This window comes from Novosphingobium sp. FW305-C-111, assembly GCF_058783565.1.
Genome location: NZ_JBYSYP010000006.1, coordinates 1 through 17532 on the forward strand (window position 1 = coordinate 1; position 17532 = coordinate 17532).

Sequence of the window (17532 nt, forward strand, 5' to 3'; positions counted from 1 at the left end):
GTGCTGACCGCGTTCATCTCGCCGTTCCGCGCCGAGCGCGAGATGGTCCGCAAGATGCTGCCCGAGGGCGAGTTCGTGGAGATCCACGTCGACACCCCGCTCGCCGTTGCGGAAAGCCGCGACGTCAAGGGCCTCTACAAGAAGGCGCGGGCCGGCGAGCTCAAGAACTTCACCGGGATCGACAGCCCCTACGAGCCGCCAGAAGCACCAGAGATCCGCGTCAACACTGCAGAGATGACGGCGGAAGAGGCCGCGGAGTTCATCATCCGCCAACTCATGCCGCTGAAGTGACCAAATGCCGCCGCTTCTTTCACCTACGAGCCGTCACCCCGAACTTGTTTCAGGGTCGAGCGTGGGTCCACTGAGGTGGTGTCGTGCAAAAGCACGCCGGCAGGTCACGCGCGCCTTCGACGGGCGACCGACACTGTCGGCGGGATGCTGAAACAAGGTCAGCATGACGAAGCTGAAATGGCGGTGTCCGGTTCGGATACGCCAAGTATATTCGAGGGGAACACCGCATGAGCATGACCGACGCCGAACTCGCCGCGCACTTGGCCGAGGTGGCCGGCCGCCTGCTGATCGAGGTACGCGAGAGCGGCATGCTCAGCCTCAAGAACCTCGGGGCGGCGGGGGATGCGACCGCCAACCAGTTCCTCGTCCACGCCCTGCGCGAGCAGCGCCCCGATGACGGGCTCCTTTCCGAAGAGGAGAAAGACAACGCCGAACGGCTGTCGAAGTCGCGGGTGTGGATCGTTGATCCGGTCGACGGCACGCGGGAGTACGGGGAGGCCAGGACCGACTGGGCGGTTCACGTCGCGCTGGCGGTGGACGGCGTGGCCACGCTGGGCGCGGTCGCGTTGCCGGGGCTGGGTGAAGTCATCCGTTCGGACAGGCCGATTGCAGTGCCCGATGCGCCGCACAAGCTGCGGATGCTGGTCAGCCGTACCCGTCCGGCCGCCGAAGCGGTCGCGGTGGCCGAGGCGATCGGCGCGGAGTTGATCGGGATGGGCTCCGCCGGGGCCAAGGCGATGGCGGTGGTGCGCGGGGAAGCCGACATCTACCTTCACACCGGCGGCCAGTACGAGTGGGACAACTGTGCCCCCGTCGCGGTCGCGCAGGCGCATGGCCTGCACTGCTCGCGCGTGGATGGCTCCCCGCTGATTTACAACAACGCCAATACCTACATGCCCGACCTGCTGATCTGCCGGAAGGACCACGCTGCCGAGGTGCTGGCGGAGGTCGCCAAGCTGGGCGCCTAGCGTCCGTCGCCGATCAGCGAGAACGGGGCCCAGGCGTTCGGGTGGGCCCAGCTCTGCTGCACCGCCTGGCCTTTCTCGTCGGTCACCAGCCCGTCGTGGCTGCGGTTCATGCGGATTTCGCGCATGGCCCGCTGCAGCGCTTCGGCGCGGGTCAGGTCGGGGTTGTCCCGCCGCGCCTCCACCGTGCGGACGGTGAGCCTCGCCGCGACATCGTCGCGCACTGGCCAGTGCGAGACCAGCAGCCCCCGCGCACCGGCCTCGAAGAAGCTTCGAGCGAGGCCCGACAGCCCGGGTGAACCCTGCCCGTCTGGCGCGGCGGTGTTGCAGGCCGACAGGATCACCCAGTCCGCGCCGATCTTGAGCCCGGCGATTTCGGGCGCGGTGAGCAGTCCGTCATCGATCGCAGTGCCCACGTCCGGCGGGGTCAGCACCAGCCCCGGCTGGCGCGCTCCGAATGACTGCCCGGCCGTCAGCGCGTGGGTGGCGAAGGCGAGGATGGCAGGCGAGCGCAGGTCCGCCTGCTTGACGCGGGCTTCGGTCGCCGCCGGGCCGAGCGCCAGTGCGCCGTCTCCGGCCGACAAGGCGCTTGCGATGCTGGTCAGCTCCTCGCCGGTGCCAGGCAGGGCGGCGAGCTTGCGCAGCTTTTCGACATCCACCACCGCTGTGCCGTTACCGCTATAGACCGCGCCGACTTCGCTCACGGCAGGCCCGCCGCGTGCGCCGCGGGGCGCTGGTGGGCCGGTCAATTCGGGGGCGCCGAAGCCCATGAACGCGTCATCCTTCGGGCCGGCCGCGACCCGCCCGTACTTCCGCAGCAAGGCCAGCGACTGGATCGACGGAATCTGCACCAGCGCGAACCTGTCAGCCAGCCAGGCGGTCTTGCGCAGGGCCTCGGGGTCGTCGTCATCGCCGGTTGGCGGTGCGGCGACGAGCACCGACAGGGGCAGGGACGTGAATGGACCCCCGGCGGCGACGAACAGCTTTGAGCGGCCCTGCAGTCGCTCCGCGAACGGCTCGACCAGTTTCTGGTACAGCGCGTAGGCGGTCGCGCGGTCGAAGCCGTTACGCCCGCCGCGTACGTCCTTGCTCCAGAGCGCCTGTTCGTCGGTGGTGGCCGGGACGTCGCCGCCGAGGAACCAGCGCAGGCGCTTCACCGTCGCTGCCGCTTCGACCAGCGTCAGCGGCGCCTCCTGCCAGTCGAGGGCATCGGCGGTGACCAGCATGACCTGGGTGCCGTAATTGCCCGGAGCGACCATCAGGATCGCTTCATCGGGGCCAAGCAGCTTCTGCGCCTCGGCCAGCGGCACGGGCAGGGAGGAAGTCAGGTCGGTAAACTGGGGTGCTTCCCGCGCCAGCTTCGCGTCGAGCTCGCTGATCCGGTTGAGGCGTGCGTCGAGGCCGCCCGGCGCGTACCCGTCGAGCTTCAGCGCGCTGTCGCCCATCCCGTTCGTCCCGATCGAGACATTGGCGCTGGGCAGCAGGGCCTGCGCCAGCTGTTCGCGCTCATCGAGCAGCGGAAGCAGGTCGGGGCGGTCGCGGGCGATGATCGCGCGGCCGGTCTGCGCGGCGATGGTCAGGTCGACCACGTCCATGATCGCGCGCTGCACGTGGAGGAACGCGTCGGCGTCCTGCACGGCGCCGGGCGTCTCGCTCCGCGCCCGCCATTCGAGCGCAGCGATATCGCCGAAGTACTGCGGCGCTTCCTTGACCGCATCGCGCTTGTACTGGTTGTCGAGCGCGCTGCCGTTGCCGAGCGCCCAGAGCCTTTCGAGTTCGCCTGACAGTTTTCGCGCATCGTCGAGACCTGCCGAGCGCCGCGCCGGATCGACGATGCCGAAGACCACGCCCGACCAGTTGACGAGTTGCTCGAGGATGTTGGGGCCGCCGGAGTTGACCTGCGGGATCATCTTCAGGCGTTCGAACCAGTAGCCCGCGCGTTCGGTGTTGCCTGCCTTGAGTGCCATCTGCGCGGTTGCGGCAAACAGGGTTCGGGCGCTCAGCAACAGGGTTGCGGTCTGGGGATCGGAGCGCATTTCGGCCTGGAGCTGCGCGGTATCTGCAAGCGCGGGCCGGATCTGCTCGAACAGGTAATCGAACAGCTTGAGCGACGGGTTCTCCTCGAGCAAGGCGAGAGCACCCTTGTAATCGCCCTCTTCGCCAAGGATGCCGACACGAACCCCGTTGAGGACGCCGTCGGGAAGGCCGGTGATCATGTCGGCGCGCGGATCGCCGGTCTTGTTGCGGTCCGGGGTGGCGGCGCGGTCCTTGCGGTTCTCCTCCAGGCCGAGGTCGATAGCCTTCTGTGCGGCGGCCTTGTCGCCCTTGGCCAGCATGAGGCGAGCGTAGAACGAAATCAGCGTGCTGCGCTCCACTGCAATGGCATCGGTGTAGCGCTGCTGCTGTTCCGGGTCTCCCGAGCCGCTGACCAGCCCCTTCTCGTCATAGACGTTGCTGTAGGGATTGAGGGTATCGAGCATCTTCCCGGCATTGTCGGTGTCACCCGATGCGAGGTAGAGTTCGAAGAGCATCTTGCGCAGGCCGACCTGCGCGCCGGGCTTCGCGAATTTTTCGGACTGGACCATCTGCAGCACCAGTGCCTGCAGCTTTTCCGTCCGTCCGGTGAACGCGTAGAACTGGATCAGTTCCTCGAAGATCTTCTCGCCGCCAAACGGGGGAAGTAGAGCGTCGGTGGTCAGGTACTTTCCGACCAGCTTCTGATAGCTCCGGTCGGCGCCGGCAAAGTCGCCGGCCGCACGCTGGGCCTGCGCGAGCGGGAGCAGCAGGTCGTAGCGGTCTTCGGTGGGATAACCCATCCGTTCCGCTTCGGCATCGGCCCACGCGCCGAAGCGCGCAGCGGACCTGGCGTCGCCCACCGCGAGGCACTGGTTCATGTACGCGGCGAAGCTCATGCCCGCCTTGTTCGTGATCGAATGATAGAAGATCCGCCGCGGGTCCTGCGGGCTGAGATAGCCGGAGTTGAAGTGGAAGTAGTTGGTCGCTTGCGGCGCGACGGAGACCGTGACTGGTGGCAGAAGCTCGTTGTCACCGCTCGTGACGGTCTTGACCGGCTCCGGCTCGTCCCACCGCCCGCACAGGCGCATCGCCTTCGGGATGTCGTAGAGCGGGAGGTCGTACCACATGTGGACCCCGTCGAAGATCCCCATGGCCATGCGATAGTAGCGCTCTTCCGGCTTGTAGCGTTTGCCGGCGAGTACGAGCAGCCGTTCGGATTTGTCCTGCGCGGACTTTTCCTTTCGCGCCTTGTATTCGGTCACGATCGCGTGGGGGAGGCGAAAGAACTCGGCGTCGGCCTTCTTGCCACGCTTTTCGAGCAGCGCGGCATATTCGTGCATGGCCAGCATCGCGCTTTCGCACGGCTCCGCGCGGTCCATGCGGTCGTCGCCCTCGTAGGCGGGGCCGAAGCCGCACTCCATTTCCTGGCGATAGATCGCCTCGGCATCGGTATCGCGCCCGGCAGCGATCATCTTGCGGGCGATGGCGAGTTCGATGTTGTCGCCGAGTTCCGGATCGCGCTCGCCGCGCGCGGCGGCGGCACGGAATTTCGCGACTTCGGCGTCGGCGGCGCGGCCCTGTTCAGCGTAGCTCGCGGAGGTCTTGTCCCATGCGTCCGCTGCCCGCGGCGATGTCTTGCCGAAGCGGGCTTCGGCCAGTTGCGCCTGGCGTTCGAGGTTCGAGGGGATTTCCGCAGCGCGGCCCAGTTCGCTCAGGATGCTGTTCTGGTCGAGCAGGATTTCGCGGTAGATTTCCTGTTCGGACAGGCAGGAATACCGGCAGGTCTTGGCAAGACGGGCGACGGCCTCTGAATAATCTGCGAGCGCAGCGGTGACGGCATCGTCGTTCTCCGCCCCATTGTAAGCGTCGCGGAGCCGGTCCGGCATCGTCAAATAAAGATCACGCGCCTCGGTCGTCTTGCCGGCCGCGACGTAGGCTTCGTACAGCACGTCCTTCTGCCGCTCGACGTCATAGTCCATGTCGAGATCGGGCAAGTCGGTCTTATCGGCAGTGTAGGGGTGGCGAGCCAGCGACGAGACCGCGCCGGACCGGCTGACAAACTCCGACGCGCGCGGGGCCAGCTCCGCGAGCCGTCCAGCGTCCGTGTAGGCATCCCGCGCGAGTTCGAGCAGTTCGGCGCGCAGTGCGTTGTCGTCGAGTGCGCCGTTCAGGCTGTCCAACCGCGGCTCGAGATCGGCGATGGCCTTGTCCGGCTGTCCCTGATCCACTCGAAGCGCGTTGAGGTCGATCACATTGCGCAGCAGGGTCGAGTCGTATTTTTGCCAGCCGAGCAGGTCATCCTTGCCCAGCACCGTCTCGCGCCGCGCCACCACGTCCTCGTAGAGCGAAAGGGCTAGCGCGGACTTCTTTTGAAACAGATAGCAAGCTGCGAGATTGCCCAGTGCCGTCAGCGTCGTCGGATCGTTGCGACCGAGGACCTTTTCGCCGACCGCGACCGCCTCCTTCAGTGCCGTTTCCGCTTCTGCATAGCGCTCCAGTTCGATGAGGATGGCGCCGTGCGAGTTGAGTGCACCCGGCAGCTTGGCGGCGAGCGCCTTGTCGGCGCGCAGGGCGGCAAGGCGGGCGAGCGACTTGGTCAGCGCCGCCTCGTAATCGCCGCTGCGGTAGAGCGCACTGATTTCCGCGCCGGTGTCGGCCGCCGCGCTGGGTGCCGGTTCGGCGGCCAAGGCCGGTGAAGTAACCGCAAACGCAGGCAGCGCTGTGGACAGCAGCAAGGCCAAGGCATGGCGCATCCGGCAAGTCATTGATTCCACCCCCAGACCTATGACGTGTCATGGGATGGAGCGGTTGGCGAGCGGATGCAAGAGCAACCGGTACCGCGATGGTCGCCGCGCGGTGTCGGCGTTGGGGCGACGGCGGAGTGCCAACGTAGGATAGGTGTTAAAACTATCGTAAGATAGTATCTCTTAGTCGAGTGCGGCAACGACCGGGAAGGCGCGCTGGGCGCGTCGGCCTCGGCAGGAACCGGTGCTGTCATGCTGCAATTTCTTTTGGTCCTCGCCCGCCGCCTGATGTCCAGCAGGAGCGGCAATGCGACTCTCCTGATGGCGCTCGGCATGCCGGTGCTGGTCGGCGGGTCCGGTCTCGCGGTCGATACCGCCATGTGGTACATGTGGAAGCGCGAGCTGCAGTTCGCAACCGACCAGGCCGCGCTCGCCGGGGCCTGGGCGCGGACGCAGAACGCGACCAAGGATAACTACGCGACCCGCGCCCGCCAGGAATTCGCCTCCGCGCTCCAGACCACCGACGACTTCGTTTCCGGGCCGCTCGACGTCCAGCTCGCCAACTATGCGGGCGGCTCGAACAATTCGGTGCGGACCGAGGCGACACTGAGCAAGGAGCTGCCGTTCTCCGGCTTCCTCACCGGACACGGCGCCACGATCACCGTCTATTCGCAGGCGGCCTTCACCCAGGGCGCGAGCTTCACTAGCTGCATCGTTGCGCTCGACGAGGACGATAGCGGCGCGGTGACCATCGGCGGCAGTTCGGTACTGACGGCCAGGTGCGGCATTGCCTCCCTGTCGACCTCTGCGCAGTCGATCGTCGTCAACGGCAATCCCCAGATAGATGCCGGATACGTGCTCGCGCGTGGGGGTATCGATGACTGGTTCAATGTCTATACCGACGATGAAGTCCATGAATACATGACAGGGCTGTATGATCCCTTCGCGACCTTGTCGCCGCCCACAAACACTACGCCACAGACCTACGCTTGCACCGGGGGAACCACCACGTACAGCGCCTCCGTGACCAACCGCACGCTGGTTCAGGACATCAAGTATTCCGGTTCGAAGTCCAACCAGATCAACACCGTAGTCTCGACCACGACGGTCAGCGACACGGGCAGCATCACGTCGACGGAAGCGGCGGACAAGAACACCAAGACCGGTACGCCGAACGGATACCCCGCGACCTCGACGGTGACCGGTTCGGTCACCTCGACGACTACCGGCTCCGGTAAGAGTGCTGTCACGACCTATTTCCGCACCGACCGGGTGACCACGACCTACAAGACCATAAACTCGGTTGGCTCCACCACCTCGGCCGTCATCGCGGCTGCCCAGCCGGGTACCTACAAGGGCGGCATCAAGGTCAGTTGCACGACCAACTTCGCGACCGGCATCTACGTCATCGACGGGGGCGGGATCGATATCGATGGCCAGTACTCCGTGGTCGGAAACGGCGTGATGTTCGTCCTCAAGAACGGCGCGTACATCAAGATCAACGGCGGCTCGAGCGTCAACCTCACCGCGATGCTGGCTTCTGATCTGGTCGCGAAGGGCATCAGCAACACTGAAGCCAACAAGCTTGCCGGGATGCTGGTGTTCGAGGACCGCGGCTCAACCGGCACGCTCAAGAACAACATCAACGGCAATTCTTCCACTGTCCTCAACGGCACGATCTACCTGCCCAAGAGCGGAGTGGATTTCACCGGGACGGCGAGCGTCACCAGCCAGTGCCTGATGATCGCGGCCAACACGGTGAAGATCAGCGGCAACGCCAACATGAGCACGTTCTGTCCATCCGGGATGACCGAGGACACCGTCGTCGCGACCGAGATCAGCAAGGTCAAGCTGGTCGCGTGACACGAGACCTTCGGCGCGTCGCCCCGCGGTGTGGTGCGGCACTGGACTTTTCGGCAAATCATTGATATAACACGATCATTGCCAGCCAGTTTCGCCTGTGCCGGGAGGAGAATTGCGCTTTGACAGCGTCTATCCGGCGCTCGGATCGGTGATCCGCTCGGAGCTGGCGATCGCGCTCGGCGCGAGAGCGAACGAGGAGGGGTGTCTGGAAGTCGACCGGCACCAGCGCACGTCGATCCCGGGGCTCTACGCCGCGGGCGACGTCACCAAGGGTCTCGACCACATCAGCCACGCCATGGGCGAGGCGGGCGTGGCGGCAGTCACCATCCGCAACGATCTGGCGGACGCCATGCCGCTGCGCCGCTGAAGCGTCAGAGGCACGCCTCGAGATAGGCCTGGTCGAAACCGAACTGCCGCGCCTTTTCCAGGGTGTAGGGGCGCAGGCCTGACGGGCGGAACTCGCCGATGATCTTGCCGTCCTCGGTCTCGTCCAGGTATTCGAACTTGAACAGCTCCTGGGTAACGATAACTTCGCCCTCCATCCCGATGACCTCGGTGATGTTGGTGGTGCGGCGCGAACCGTCGCGCAGGCGCTTGACCTGGACGATGAGATCGACCGATTCCGCGATCTGGCGGCTGATCGCCTCCTTCGGGATCTTGATGTCGCCCATCAGGATCATGTTTTCCATACGGCCGAGGCACTCGCGCGGGGAGTTCGCGTGGAGCGTGCACATCGAGCCGTCGTGACCGGTGTTCATCGCGGCGAGAAGGTCGAAGCACTCCGCGCCGCGAATTTCGCCCAGAATGATCCGGTCGGGACGCATACGCAGGGCGTTCTTGACGAGGTCGCCGATGGTGATCGCGCCTTGCCCCTCGAGGTTCGGCGGGCGCGTTTCCAGCGGCAGCCAGTGCGGCTGCTGGAGGCGGAGTTCCGCCGCGTCTTCGATGGTCAGCACGCGCTCGCCCGGGTCGATCATTTTCGACAGGGCGTTGAGCATGGTCGTCTTGCCCGAACCGGTACCGCCCGAGATGACCACGTTCATCCGGCATGCGCCGGCGATCTTCAGCGCGGTCGCCATCTTGTCGCTCATCGAACCGAAGTCGCGGAGCATGTCGATGGTGATCGGCTTTTCGGAAAACTTACGAATCGAGATCGCGGTGCCGCGCAGGGACAGCGGCGGGACGATCACGTTGACACGGCTGCCGTCCTTGAGGCGGGCGTCGGCCAGCGGCGTGGTTTGGTCGACGCGGCGGCCGACCTGGTTGACGATGCGCTGGGCGATCTGGAACAGGTGGCTCTCGTCGCGGAACCGGATCGGCGCGAGCTGGAGCTTGCCCTTCTTTTCGATGTAGGTCTGGTCGGGCCCGTTGACCATGATGTCCGACACGTCGGGGTCGTTGAGCAATTCTTCGAGCGGCCCGAAACCGAGCAGCTCGTCGATCAGCACCTTTTCCAGCGCGAACTGTTCGCGGCGGTTGAGGGTGACCTTGAGCTCCGCCAGCACCTCCATGATGATCGGGCGGAATTCCTCGGACAGCTCGTCCTTGGTCAGCGTGGCGGCGGCTTCCGGATCGACGCGTTCGAGCAGGCGCGGCAGCACCTGTTCCTTGATCTTGTGGACCGAGGCCTCGAACCCTTCCTGGGTGTACTGCCCTTCGACAACGCCGTTGGCGCGATCGGCAAGCCGGGTGAGGGCGTCGTTCTTTTGCGCCTGGACGTCGCTGACAACCTCGGGCGCGGGGGCGGGAAGGTCGACCCCGCCGGGGATCGGCGGGAACTGGTCGCCGCCCATCGGCATCGGCGGCGGAGCCGGCGCCTTGGCCGCCGCTTCACCGCCGCGCATCGGGCGGGCCACGCCGAAGGATGGGCGCGATCCGCCCGGAGCCCCGCTCATACCCGTCTTGCGGCCAAAAGCGCTCATTCGTGCAAGTCCCTGTTCTTCGCCTGCGCCGCCGCATGAGGGAAGCGCGCTGCGTCGAAGCTGTCTGCCCGACAATGGTGAACAACTTGCTAATCCGGCACTTGCGAGCCGCTCCGGGTGCGCCGCCGGGGTTGCAATCCGCGTGGCCCGCCGCGAAGGATTGCGGACGGGCGGAGACCTCACGCGACCATGAACCACCTTTTACAGAAGGCGCGCAATTTCGGGTTGCTCGGGACGGAGCAGGTCGTGCGCCTCGGCATCGGGTTCATCGTCACCACGGCGGTGGCGCGAAAGCTGGGGCCTGAAGGATTCGCCGCCTACAGCTACGTCTTTGCGCTCTTGGGGATCGCCATTCCCATCGCCCGCTATGGCTCCAACGTGATCGTTGTGCGCGAACTGGCGGCAGACCGGGCGCGCACGTCGGAGGTGCTCGGTTCGCTGCTGGCGGTGTGCGGGCTCGTGACACTCCTCGCGGGGGCGGGGTTGCTGGCATCGTTTCCGCTGCTTGGAGCTCCGCCCGGCGTGGACTGGAATGTCCTGTTGGTGGGCAGCCTGATCCTGCTGGCGACGCCGGGCGAGGTGTTCTTCAACTATGCCCGCGCGGTCGAGCGGTTCGGCAAGCTGGTGGGCCTGCGCATCGCCATCGCGGTGATCGCCGGCGCGCTGACCTTCTTGGCCGCATCACGCGGGGCAGGGGTCTGGGAGTTCGTTGCGCTGCGCGGCGGCGAGGCCATTGTTCTCGGCCTGTCGGCGTGGGTCGCCTTCCTGCTTTCGGCTGGCCCGTTCCACCGCCTGCGCTTCGAGCCCGCGCGCGCGGGAGAACTGCTGCGCGACGGTCTGCCGATCGCGCTGACCGGGCTGGCCTCGATGGTGCTGATGCGGATCGACCAAGTTATGCTCGGACAGCTCGGCCCGGCGGCGGACCTCGGCCGATACGGCGTGGCGGTGCGGGTCGCGGAAATCGCGACCTTCGTGCCGGTGGTCCTCTATTCGACGCTCTATCCCGCGATCGTCCGCAATCACGCCCGCGATCCGGGCGGATTCGACCGCTATGCCCAGCGCGTGTTCGATACCTTCGCGCTGGTCTCGTTGCCGGTGGCGGGCGGGCTGGCGCTGGCCAGCTGGCTGTTCCTCGTGCCGCTGTTCGGCGCGGACTATGCCGAAGCGGTGCCGATGACGCTGTGGATGCTGGCGGCGATGCCGTTCGTGTTCCTCCAGTCGGCGATGGGCGCGGTGATTACCGCGCGCGGCTGGCGGTGGACCGGGCCGGCGCTGGTCGGCGCGGCGGCGCTGTTCAACGTCGGGCTCAACCTCTGGCTGATTCCGGCCATGGGCGGCTTGGGCGCGGCGATCGCAACGGCGGTGACCTATGTGGTCCTTGCCCTGGTCCTGCCGCTGGCGGTTCCGGCACTGCGGCCGGCCGCCATGGCATCGCTGCGGGCAGTCGAGCCGGTCGGGGCATCGCTGCGGCTGTGGCGCGGCCTGGCGAAGGGCGAATATACTCCGCGTTAACCAGGTTGCTTCTACATCTGGCAGGAATTTGCAGCGTGCGAAACGGGGGTGAACATGGGGCGGCCGTGGGTTTTCCAGATGGGCAAGGTCGGATCCTCGGCAATGATCGAGGCAATCGACGGGATCCAGGTCCATCATCTCGACTGGGGCAATCTGCTCTACAGCTTTCGCGGGTCCTACAACCGTCACCAGCTCAACGCCCTGCTGATGCGCGCGATGCGGCCGCGCCGGATCATCACCGCGGTGCGCGAGCCGGTGGCGCGCAATCTTTCCGCGTTCATGCAGAACCATGTCACGCGGGGCTGGGCGCCGACGATCGAGTCGTTCATGGCCAACTTCCGCCACGAAGAGCCGCTCGACTGGTTCGACACCGAGATGAAGCCGTTCACCGGCATCGACGTGTTCGAGCACCCGTTTCCCCACGGGACCGGTTGGCAGCTGATCGACGACCGCCTGCTGGTGCTGCGCGCCGAAGCCCCCGATACGGCGAAAGAAGAGGCGGTGACCCGCTTCCTCGGCCGCGAGGTCAAGCTCGGCCGGGCCAACGTCGGCGAGGACAAGGCATATGCCGCGGCCTATGACGAGCTGCGCCGGTCGGTCCCGGCGAACTATGTCGATCGGATGCTGGGCAGCCGCTATGCCCGCCACTTCTACTCCGCCGAGGAGATCGAGCGCTTTCGCGCCAAGTGGCGCAGTCTCGCCCGCGGCGAGGCGGCGGCAAAGGCGGCCTGAGCGGCGCCTGATGAACCCGCCGCGCATCTCGGTCGTGACCGCCGCGTTCAACGCGCTCGATGCCTTGCGCGAGACCGCGGCGAGCGTTGCGGGGCAGGACCTTGCGAACGTGGAGCACGTGATCATCGATGGCGGGTCGACCGACGGAACCCGCAAGTTCCTGGAATCCCTGCCGCCCTCCGTTCGCTGGGTCAGCGAACCCGATGGCGGAATCGCGGACGCGATGAACAAGGGCTTCGCGATGGCGCGGGGCGATTATGTCGTCGTCATCCAGGCCGGTGACAGCTTCGCCGCGCCCGACAGCCTGTCTCGCGCCGCCTCGCTCCTCGAAAGCGAGCCCGATCTGGCGGCCTTTGCGGTCCGCCAGGTGCGAGGCCAGTCCGCGACCGTGCACACGCCCCGCGGCATGGGGGTGCTCTCCGGTCTGCAGATGACCATGCCGCATCAGGGCCAGTTGCTCCGGCGAGCGTTGTTCGAGCGCGTCGGGCCGTTCGACGCGAGCTTCCGCATTGCGATGGACTATGACTTGCTGCTGCGGCTTCGGGCGGCGGGTGCGCGGGTGGTGTGTTCGGACCAGGTGCTGTCGGTGATGCCGGCGGATGGCATCAGCTCGCGGCCCGACTGGCCGGGCGTGAGCCGCCGCCTCGCCGAGTTCCGCCGCGCCCAGCGCAGCAACCTGCGAGGGGCTGGGCAGCGATTGCTCCACGAGGCCTATTGGCTCGCCTACCTGCCGTACAAGCGGCTGCGCGTCGCGCTGGGGCAGTCATGACCGCGCCGCGCCTGACGCTCGTGCTGCCCTACTACAACGAGGCCGGCTATATCGCCGCAACGCTGGAAAGCCTGGCCGCGCAGAGCGACCGGCGATTCCGGGTCATTGCAGTCGACAACGCCTCAAGCGATGCCGGACCCGCGATCGCACGCGAGACCGCCGCGCGGTTTCCGTGGCTCGACGTCACCTTCCTCCACGAGCCGCGCGCCGGCAAGATCCACGCGCTGCGCCGGGGCACGGCGGCGGCGGAGACGGAGCTGGTCGGGACGCTCGACGCCGATACGATCTATCCGTCTGATTACGTTGCGCGGGTGTTCGCATCGTTCGAACGCCGCCCCGGTGCGGCCTGCGTCCTCGCCTTTGCGGCGGAAGGCCGTCCCGCACCCTCGCGGAGCCTGACCCTGCAGGCGCGGCTCTTGCCCGGCAAGTGCCACTCGGGCGGGTGCGGCCAGACTTTTCGGCGAGACGCGCTCGAGGCCGCGGGCGGGTTCGATGCGGATCGCTGGGGGTGGGTGCTGGAGGATCACGAAATCATCCACCGCGTCAGCCGCCACGGTGCGCTGGTCTACGATCCCCGGCACCTGTGCTACCCCTCCGACCGCCGCAGCGACCGCAGCGGCTGCAGCTGGACGCTGGCCGAGCGCGTGGCTTACAAACTCCTGCCGGGAGCGGCGATGGACTGGTTCTTCTACCGCTTCCTGGCCAGCCGGTTCGCGGCGCGGGGGCTGGGCAATGTCCGCCTGCGCGACCAGGCGTGGCAGGAAGCGGCTGCCTAATACGCGGCCAGCGTTTCGCTGGCGACGCGGCCCCAGGAATAGTGTTCGGCGGCCCGCGCCATTGCACCGGCGATGAACGCGCAGCGCCGGTCCCGCGACCAGCCTGCAACCTCAAGGATCCGCTCCGCCCACGCCGCCGCGTTGCCGGCGGGGACGAGCAACCCCGTCTCGCCGTCGATCACAGCATCGGTGAGCCCGCCGCTGGCCGCCGCAAGCACGACCCCTCCCGCCGCCGCGCCTTCGGGTGCAACGAGGCCGAAGCCTTCGTATTCGCCGTTCGGCAGGTCGATGTTGGGAACGACCACACACATGGCGGAGGTATAGGCTTCGACCAGCGCCTGTCCGCGCAGCGGGCCGAGGAATTCGACGCGGGGGTCGGATAGCGCGGCCTGTTCGGCCTCGTGCCAGCCGGTCCCGGCGACACGCAGGCGGATCGTTTCGGGGAGCAGCGGCAGGACTTCGCGCACGAACCAGCCGCAGCCCTTGCGCTCGACCAGTCGGCCGACAAACAGGATGGTCCCGTCATGCGAGCCGTCCGGCGCTTCGCCCGACACATCGGTGGCGAGCGGGACGACGGCGGACGATTTCCAGCCGGTCTCGGCGGCGACGGCGGCGGTTGCGCGGCTGTTGGCAATGACGCGGGCGCGGGTCAGCAGGCGTGATCCCAGCCGCAGGTATGCGCCATAGAGGCGACCTTTGAGCCCGCCCCGGCGATGATAGGCGACATCGGTGCCGTGCGCCGACAGCACGATGCGCGTCGTCCCCCGCGCCAGCAGGCCGAGTGGCCACAACGCCATGTCACCGAGGTGGACGACGTCGGGCCGCGCCTTGCGCCCCAGCCAGCGGCCCATGACGGTCAAGGGAAATGCCAGCAGCGCGAGCGGAGACGGGGGCGCGCCGTCGGCGCGGCCGGGCAGGGCGACGACCTCGACCTCCGCCAGCTTGTCCAGGCATTCGGTCAGGCGCAGGCAATAGGTTTCCATGCCGCCGATCGCCGGGGCCCACTTTCGCGTCAGGAACAGGACGTCGGGGCGTCCGCCGGGCATGGTCAGAACAGCGTCCAGAATGGCGCGCCGGACCACGGCTGTTCGGGTGCCTTCAGGTGATTGCCCCAGACCAGCCGGGCCGGCTTCGCTTCCGCCGCGACGGTGTGGAAGCCGCGGGCGATCTCCAGCGTCGCCCCGACGGCGTAGCGCACCCCGTCGATCACGATCGGCGCGCCCGTCACGGTGTAGGTGCCGGGGACGAGGAATTCGCTGCGCACCGGCGCGGTGGACGTCACGTCCTTGCCGGCGACCCAGTATGGCCCCCAGAACTGCACGTAGTTGCCGCGGAGCGCGGCGACGTCCTCCGGGCGGAAGATCGAGGTCGGCTGGCCGCCGAGGAGCTGCTCCCACATCGGATCGTCGTTGACGACCAGCGGCACGGCTTGCGCCTCCATCCGGTCGCGGTAGCTCGGTCCCTGGCCATTGCGGTAGCCGACGAGGCCCCACGGGGTCATGAAGCCGTTGACCTTCTCGAACCGGCCGAGGAAGCCGCAGAAGTCGAAGTAGGCGACCCCTTGCGGGAAGATCCGGTTGGCGGTGTCGACCAGCATCCGCTGCTCGCGGATCGGCGCGGAGTCCTCGCGCACCCACAGCATGCCGGTGTTGATCAGAAGCGCGGCGGCCGGGGCGATAATTCCCACGCGGTCCTTGAGGAAGGCAATGCCGAGCCCCACGCCGACCGAAACCGGGGCGAGCAGGAACACGTAAAAATAGGCCGAGGTGTTGTGGTAGAACCCCAGCACCGCCAGCGGCGCGATCAGCCCGGCGAGCGCCAGCCGCTCCGCCGCCGGCCGCGGCGTGCGGACCAGCAGGCCGATCGCGATGACCAGCATGAAGGCGAAGACAGGGGCGATCGCGACCTGCTTGACCATGAACCGCCAGTAGGGCGGCAGGCCGAGGAAAAACATGTTCTCGGCCGACGAGCTCATGGTCCGGCCGGCGGCCTGGCCGACTTGCCCGTGGAGCGTGCTCGAGTGCCACCAATAGAGCGCGCCGAGAACCGCCAGCGCGACCACGCCCATGGCGAAGAGGCGCAGCGCGAAGGCGCGGCTGCGGCCGGCCTCGTTCCAGGCGAGCCATGCGATCCCGGCGAAGGCCGGGGCGTAGAGGATCACCTTGATCGAATAGAGCGCGGCGGTGCCCAGCAGCGCTCCGCCAAGCGCAATGGCCCACGGGCGCAGGCCGGTCGCGAGGATCAGCCACAGTGAGCTCATCAGCAGGCCGGCGATGACCGCGTCGGCGCGGAACGAGGTGCCGTGCTGGAACACGAATCCCGCGCCGAGATAGGCGGCGGCGCACAGCACCGCGGTCGTCCGGTCGAAGAACCGGGCGGCGATCCCGGCGATGGCAAGCGCGGTCAGCAGCTCGAACCCGAACATCACGAAGCGCGCCGCGACGATGTGGTCGACGCTGTTGCCCGGCAGGTCCCAGATCCAGTTGAACGCCCGGACGTAGAACGTCTGCAGCGGCGCGGTCAGCGTGCCGTCGCGGAACCTGGTGATCTGGCTGTAGTGGAAGAACTCGTCCCAGTTGATCGCGCGTGACCACACCAGCGGGAACTGCAGCGCCGCGATCGCCAGCGCGACAAAGCCGGCGATAGCCGCCTCGACCTTCGCGGGAAGGGCGGGGGAGGTTGCCGCCGCAGGCTCACCTGCCACGGCAGCGGTCATGCGCGCTTCCTCGGCAGTGCCTCGACCGCTTCGGCGGCGGTTTCGCCCTTCTCGAGCCGGGCGACCTGCTCTTCCAAGTGGCGGACGTGCGTCAGGGTTTTCTCGATCAGCTTGCGGTTGGCCCCGACGAGGTCGGCCAGCACGCCCATCAGCGCGGTCACCGTGCCGAGCACCAGGAGCGCCCCGCCGATCACCAGCGACTGGATGTGGCCGTTGCCCTCGCCGACGATCCAGTAGGCCAGGAAGCGGACGATCGGCAGCAGCCCGACCAGCGCGATCAGCGCACCCGTGCCGACGAACGCGCGCAGCGGGTTGTAGGTGGTGTAGGCCCGGGCCATCGTCACCAGCTGGCGGCTGATGAACTGCGGGATCGACTTGAACAGCCGGCTTGGCCGCATGGTCTTGTTGGTGCGGATCGGCACGCTGGTCACGGCGAGCTTCTTGCGCCCCGCCTGGATCAGCATGTCGGTGGTATAGCTGAACTCGGTGGTGATCGTGATCCGCCGGGCCGCCTCGCGGCTGATCGCGCGGAAGCCGGACACGGCGTCGGTCACCCTGGTATTCGAAAGCGTCTGGACGACCGCACTTCCGAGCCGCTGGAGGCAGCGCTTGAACGGGCCGAAGTGCGCGTTGTCACCCACCCCGCGGTCGCCGACGACGATGTCGGCCTCCCCGCGCAGTACCGGCTGGACCAGCTTGGCGATGTCCTCGCCCGCATACTGGCCGTCGGCATCGGTGTTCACGATGATATCGGCCCCGGCGCGCAGGGCGGCGTCGATCCCGCTCTGGAACGCGGCGGCGAGCCCGCGGTTGCGGCGGTGGCGGACGACGTGATGGACGCCCCAGCGCCGCGCAACTTCGGCGGTGCCGTCGTGGCTGCCGTCGTCGATGATCAGGATCTCGATCTCGTCCACGCCGTCGATCCGGCGGGGGAGGGCGACCAGCGTGTCGGGCAGGCTCTCCGCCTCGTTGAAGCACGGAATCTGGATGATCAGCTTGGTCATTGGCCCCCCGGTGCGCTTACCTCCTGTTAAGCATGAAGGGTAAACGGGCGGTAAACCTTGGAGCGGGGCGGGCGGGTGACACAGGGTGACACCGTGTCACCCATATCCTGCCAGTCATTACAGCACGTTGCCCTGGCAAGGACGGGTTACACACCCGCGAGAGAACGCACGGCTGGGACGGACGACCTGGCGAACGACAATGTCAATGAGCGCGCGGGGAGA

Annotated in this window: 12 protein-coding genes and 1 pseudogene; 8 read left to right on the top strand and 5 right to left on the bottom strand. The window is 67.2% G+C overall.

Going from position 1 to position 17532, the window contains the following annotated elements:
- Together AC3WLD_RS08440 and AC3WLD_RS08445 are read left to right on the top strand one after the other, a co-directional pair.
- A partial coding sequence (locus AC3WLD_RS08440; RefSeq protein ID WP_492556506.1) for an adenylyl-sulfate kinase occupies positions 1-291 on the top strand: 291 nt, incomplete at its 5' end.
- Between the two features lie 233 nt (positions 292-524).
- Positions 525-1259, top strand: a complete 735-nt coding sequence (locus tag AC3WLD_RS08445) for a 3'(2'),5'-bisphosphate nucleotidase CysQ (RefSeq protein WP_492556738.1) — start codon at positions 525-527, stop codon at positions 1257-1259.
- On the opposite strand, the gene AC3WLD_RS08450 is transcribed toward AC3WLD_RS08445, so the two are convergent.
- Positions 1256-5959, bottom strand: coding sequence for a CHAT domain-containing tetratricopeptide repeat protein (locus AC3WLD_RS08450; protein ID WP_492556507.1), 4704 nt, complete (start codon positions 5957-5959; stop codon positions 1256-1258). The two genes, AC3WLD_RS08445 and AC3WLD_RS08450, sit on opposite strands and share 4 nt — an antisense overlap.
- A 345-nt stretch (positions 5960-6304) precedes the next feature.
- On the opposite strand from AC3WLD_RS08450, the gene AC3WLD_RS08455 reads away from it, so the two are divergent.
- Both AC3WLD_RS08455 and AC3WLD_RS08460 read left to right on the top strand, forming a co-directional pair.
- Positions 6305-7879, top strand: a complete 1575-nt coding sequence (locus tag AC3WLD_RS08455; RefSeq protein WP_492556508.1) for a pilus assembly protein TadG-related protein — start codon at positions 6305-6307, stop codon at positions 7877-7879.
- A 100-nt stretch (positions 7880-7979) separates the two neighbouring features.
- Positions 7980-8246 (top strand): annotated as a pseudogene (locus AC3WLD_RS08460) (FAD-dependent oxidoreductase); the annotation flags it as partial.
- Positions 8247-8250: 4 nt separating this feature from the next.
- Here the strand turns inward: AC3WLD_RS08460 and AC3WLD_RS08465 are convergent.
- On the bottom strand, positions 8251-9801 hold the full coding sequence (locus AC3WLD_RS08465) for a TadA family conjugal transfer-associated ATPase (protein WP_492556509.1): 1551 nt from the start codon (positions 9799-9801) through the stop codon (positions 8251-8253).
- A gap of 189 nt (positions 9802-9990) precedes the next feature.
- Between AC3WLD_RS08465 and AC3WLD_RS08470 the strand changes: the two genes are divergently transcribed.
- From AC3WLD_RS08470 to AC3WLD_RS08485, 4 genes are read left to right on the top strand one after another with little or no spacing between them, the layout of a single operon-like run.
- Complete coding sequence (locus tag AC3WLD_RS08470; protein WP_492556510.1) at positions 9991-11313, top strand: flippase; 1323 nt, start codon at positions 9991-9993, stop codon at positions 11311-11313.
- Between the two features lie 54 nt (positions 11314-11367).
- Entirely contained in the window at positions 11368-12045 is a 678-nt protein-coding gene (locus tag AC3WLD_RS08475; protein ID WP_492556511.1) for a putative capsular polysaccharide synthesis family protein, read from the top strand.
- A 10-nt stretch (positions 12046-12055) separates the two neighbouring features.
- Positions 12056-12814: a glycosyltransferase family 2 protein gene (locus AC3WLD_RS08480; RefSeq protein ID WP_492556512.1), complete on the top strand. Its 759-nt coding sequence runs from the start codon at positions 12056-12058 to the stop codon at positions 12812-12814.
- A complete protein-coding gene (locus AC3WLD_RS08485) occupies positions 12811-13590 on the top strand; it encodes a glycosyltransferase family 2 protein (protein ID WP_492556513.1) in 780 nt (259 codons plus the stop codon). The genes AC3WLD_RS08480 and AC3WLD_RS08485 overlap by 4 nt, the downstream gene beginning before the upstream one ends.
- Here AC3WLD_RS08485 and AC3WLD_RS08490 read toward each other — a convergent pair.
- Genes AC3WLD_RS08490 through AC3WLD_RS08500 form a run of 3 tightly spaced genes read right to left on the bottom strand, consistent with a single transcriptional unit; the run spans position 13587 to position 17310 of the window.
- A complete protein-coding gene (locus tag AC3WLD_RS08490) occupies positions 13587-14636 on the bottom strand; it encodes a glycosyltransferase family 4 protein (protein WP_492556514.1) in 1050 nt (349 codons plus the stop codon). The two genes, AC3WLD_RS08485 and AC3WLD_RS08490, sit on opposite strands and share 4 nt — an antisense overlap.
- 2 nt (positions 14637-14638) lie before the next feature.
- Positions 14639-16306: an ArnT family glycosyltransferase gene (locus tag AC3WLD_RS08495; RefSeq protein ID WP_492556515.1), complete on the bottom strand. Its 1668-nt coding sequence runs from the start codon at positions 16304-16306 to the stop codon at positions 14639-14641.
- Complete coding sequence (locus AC3WLD_RS08500; protein WP_492556516.1) at positions 16303-17310, bottom strand: glycosyltransferase family 2 protein; 1008 nt, start codon at positions 17308-17310, stop codon at positions 16303-16305. Before AC3WLD_RS08500 ends, AC3WLD_RS08495 begins: the two co-directional genes overlap by 4 nt.
- Positions 17311-17532: the final 222 nt, after the last annotated feature.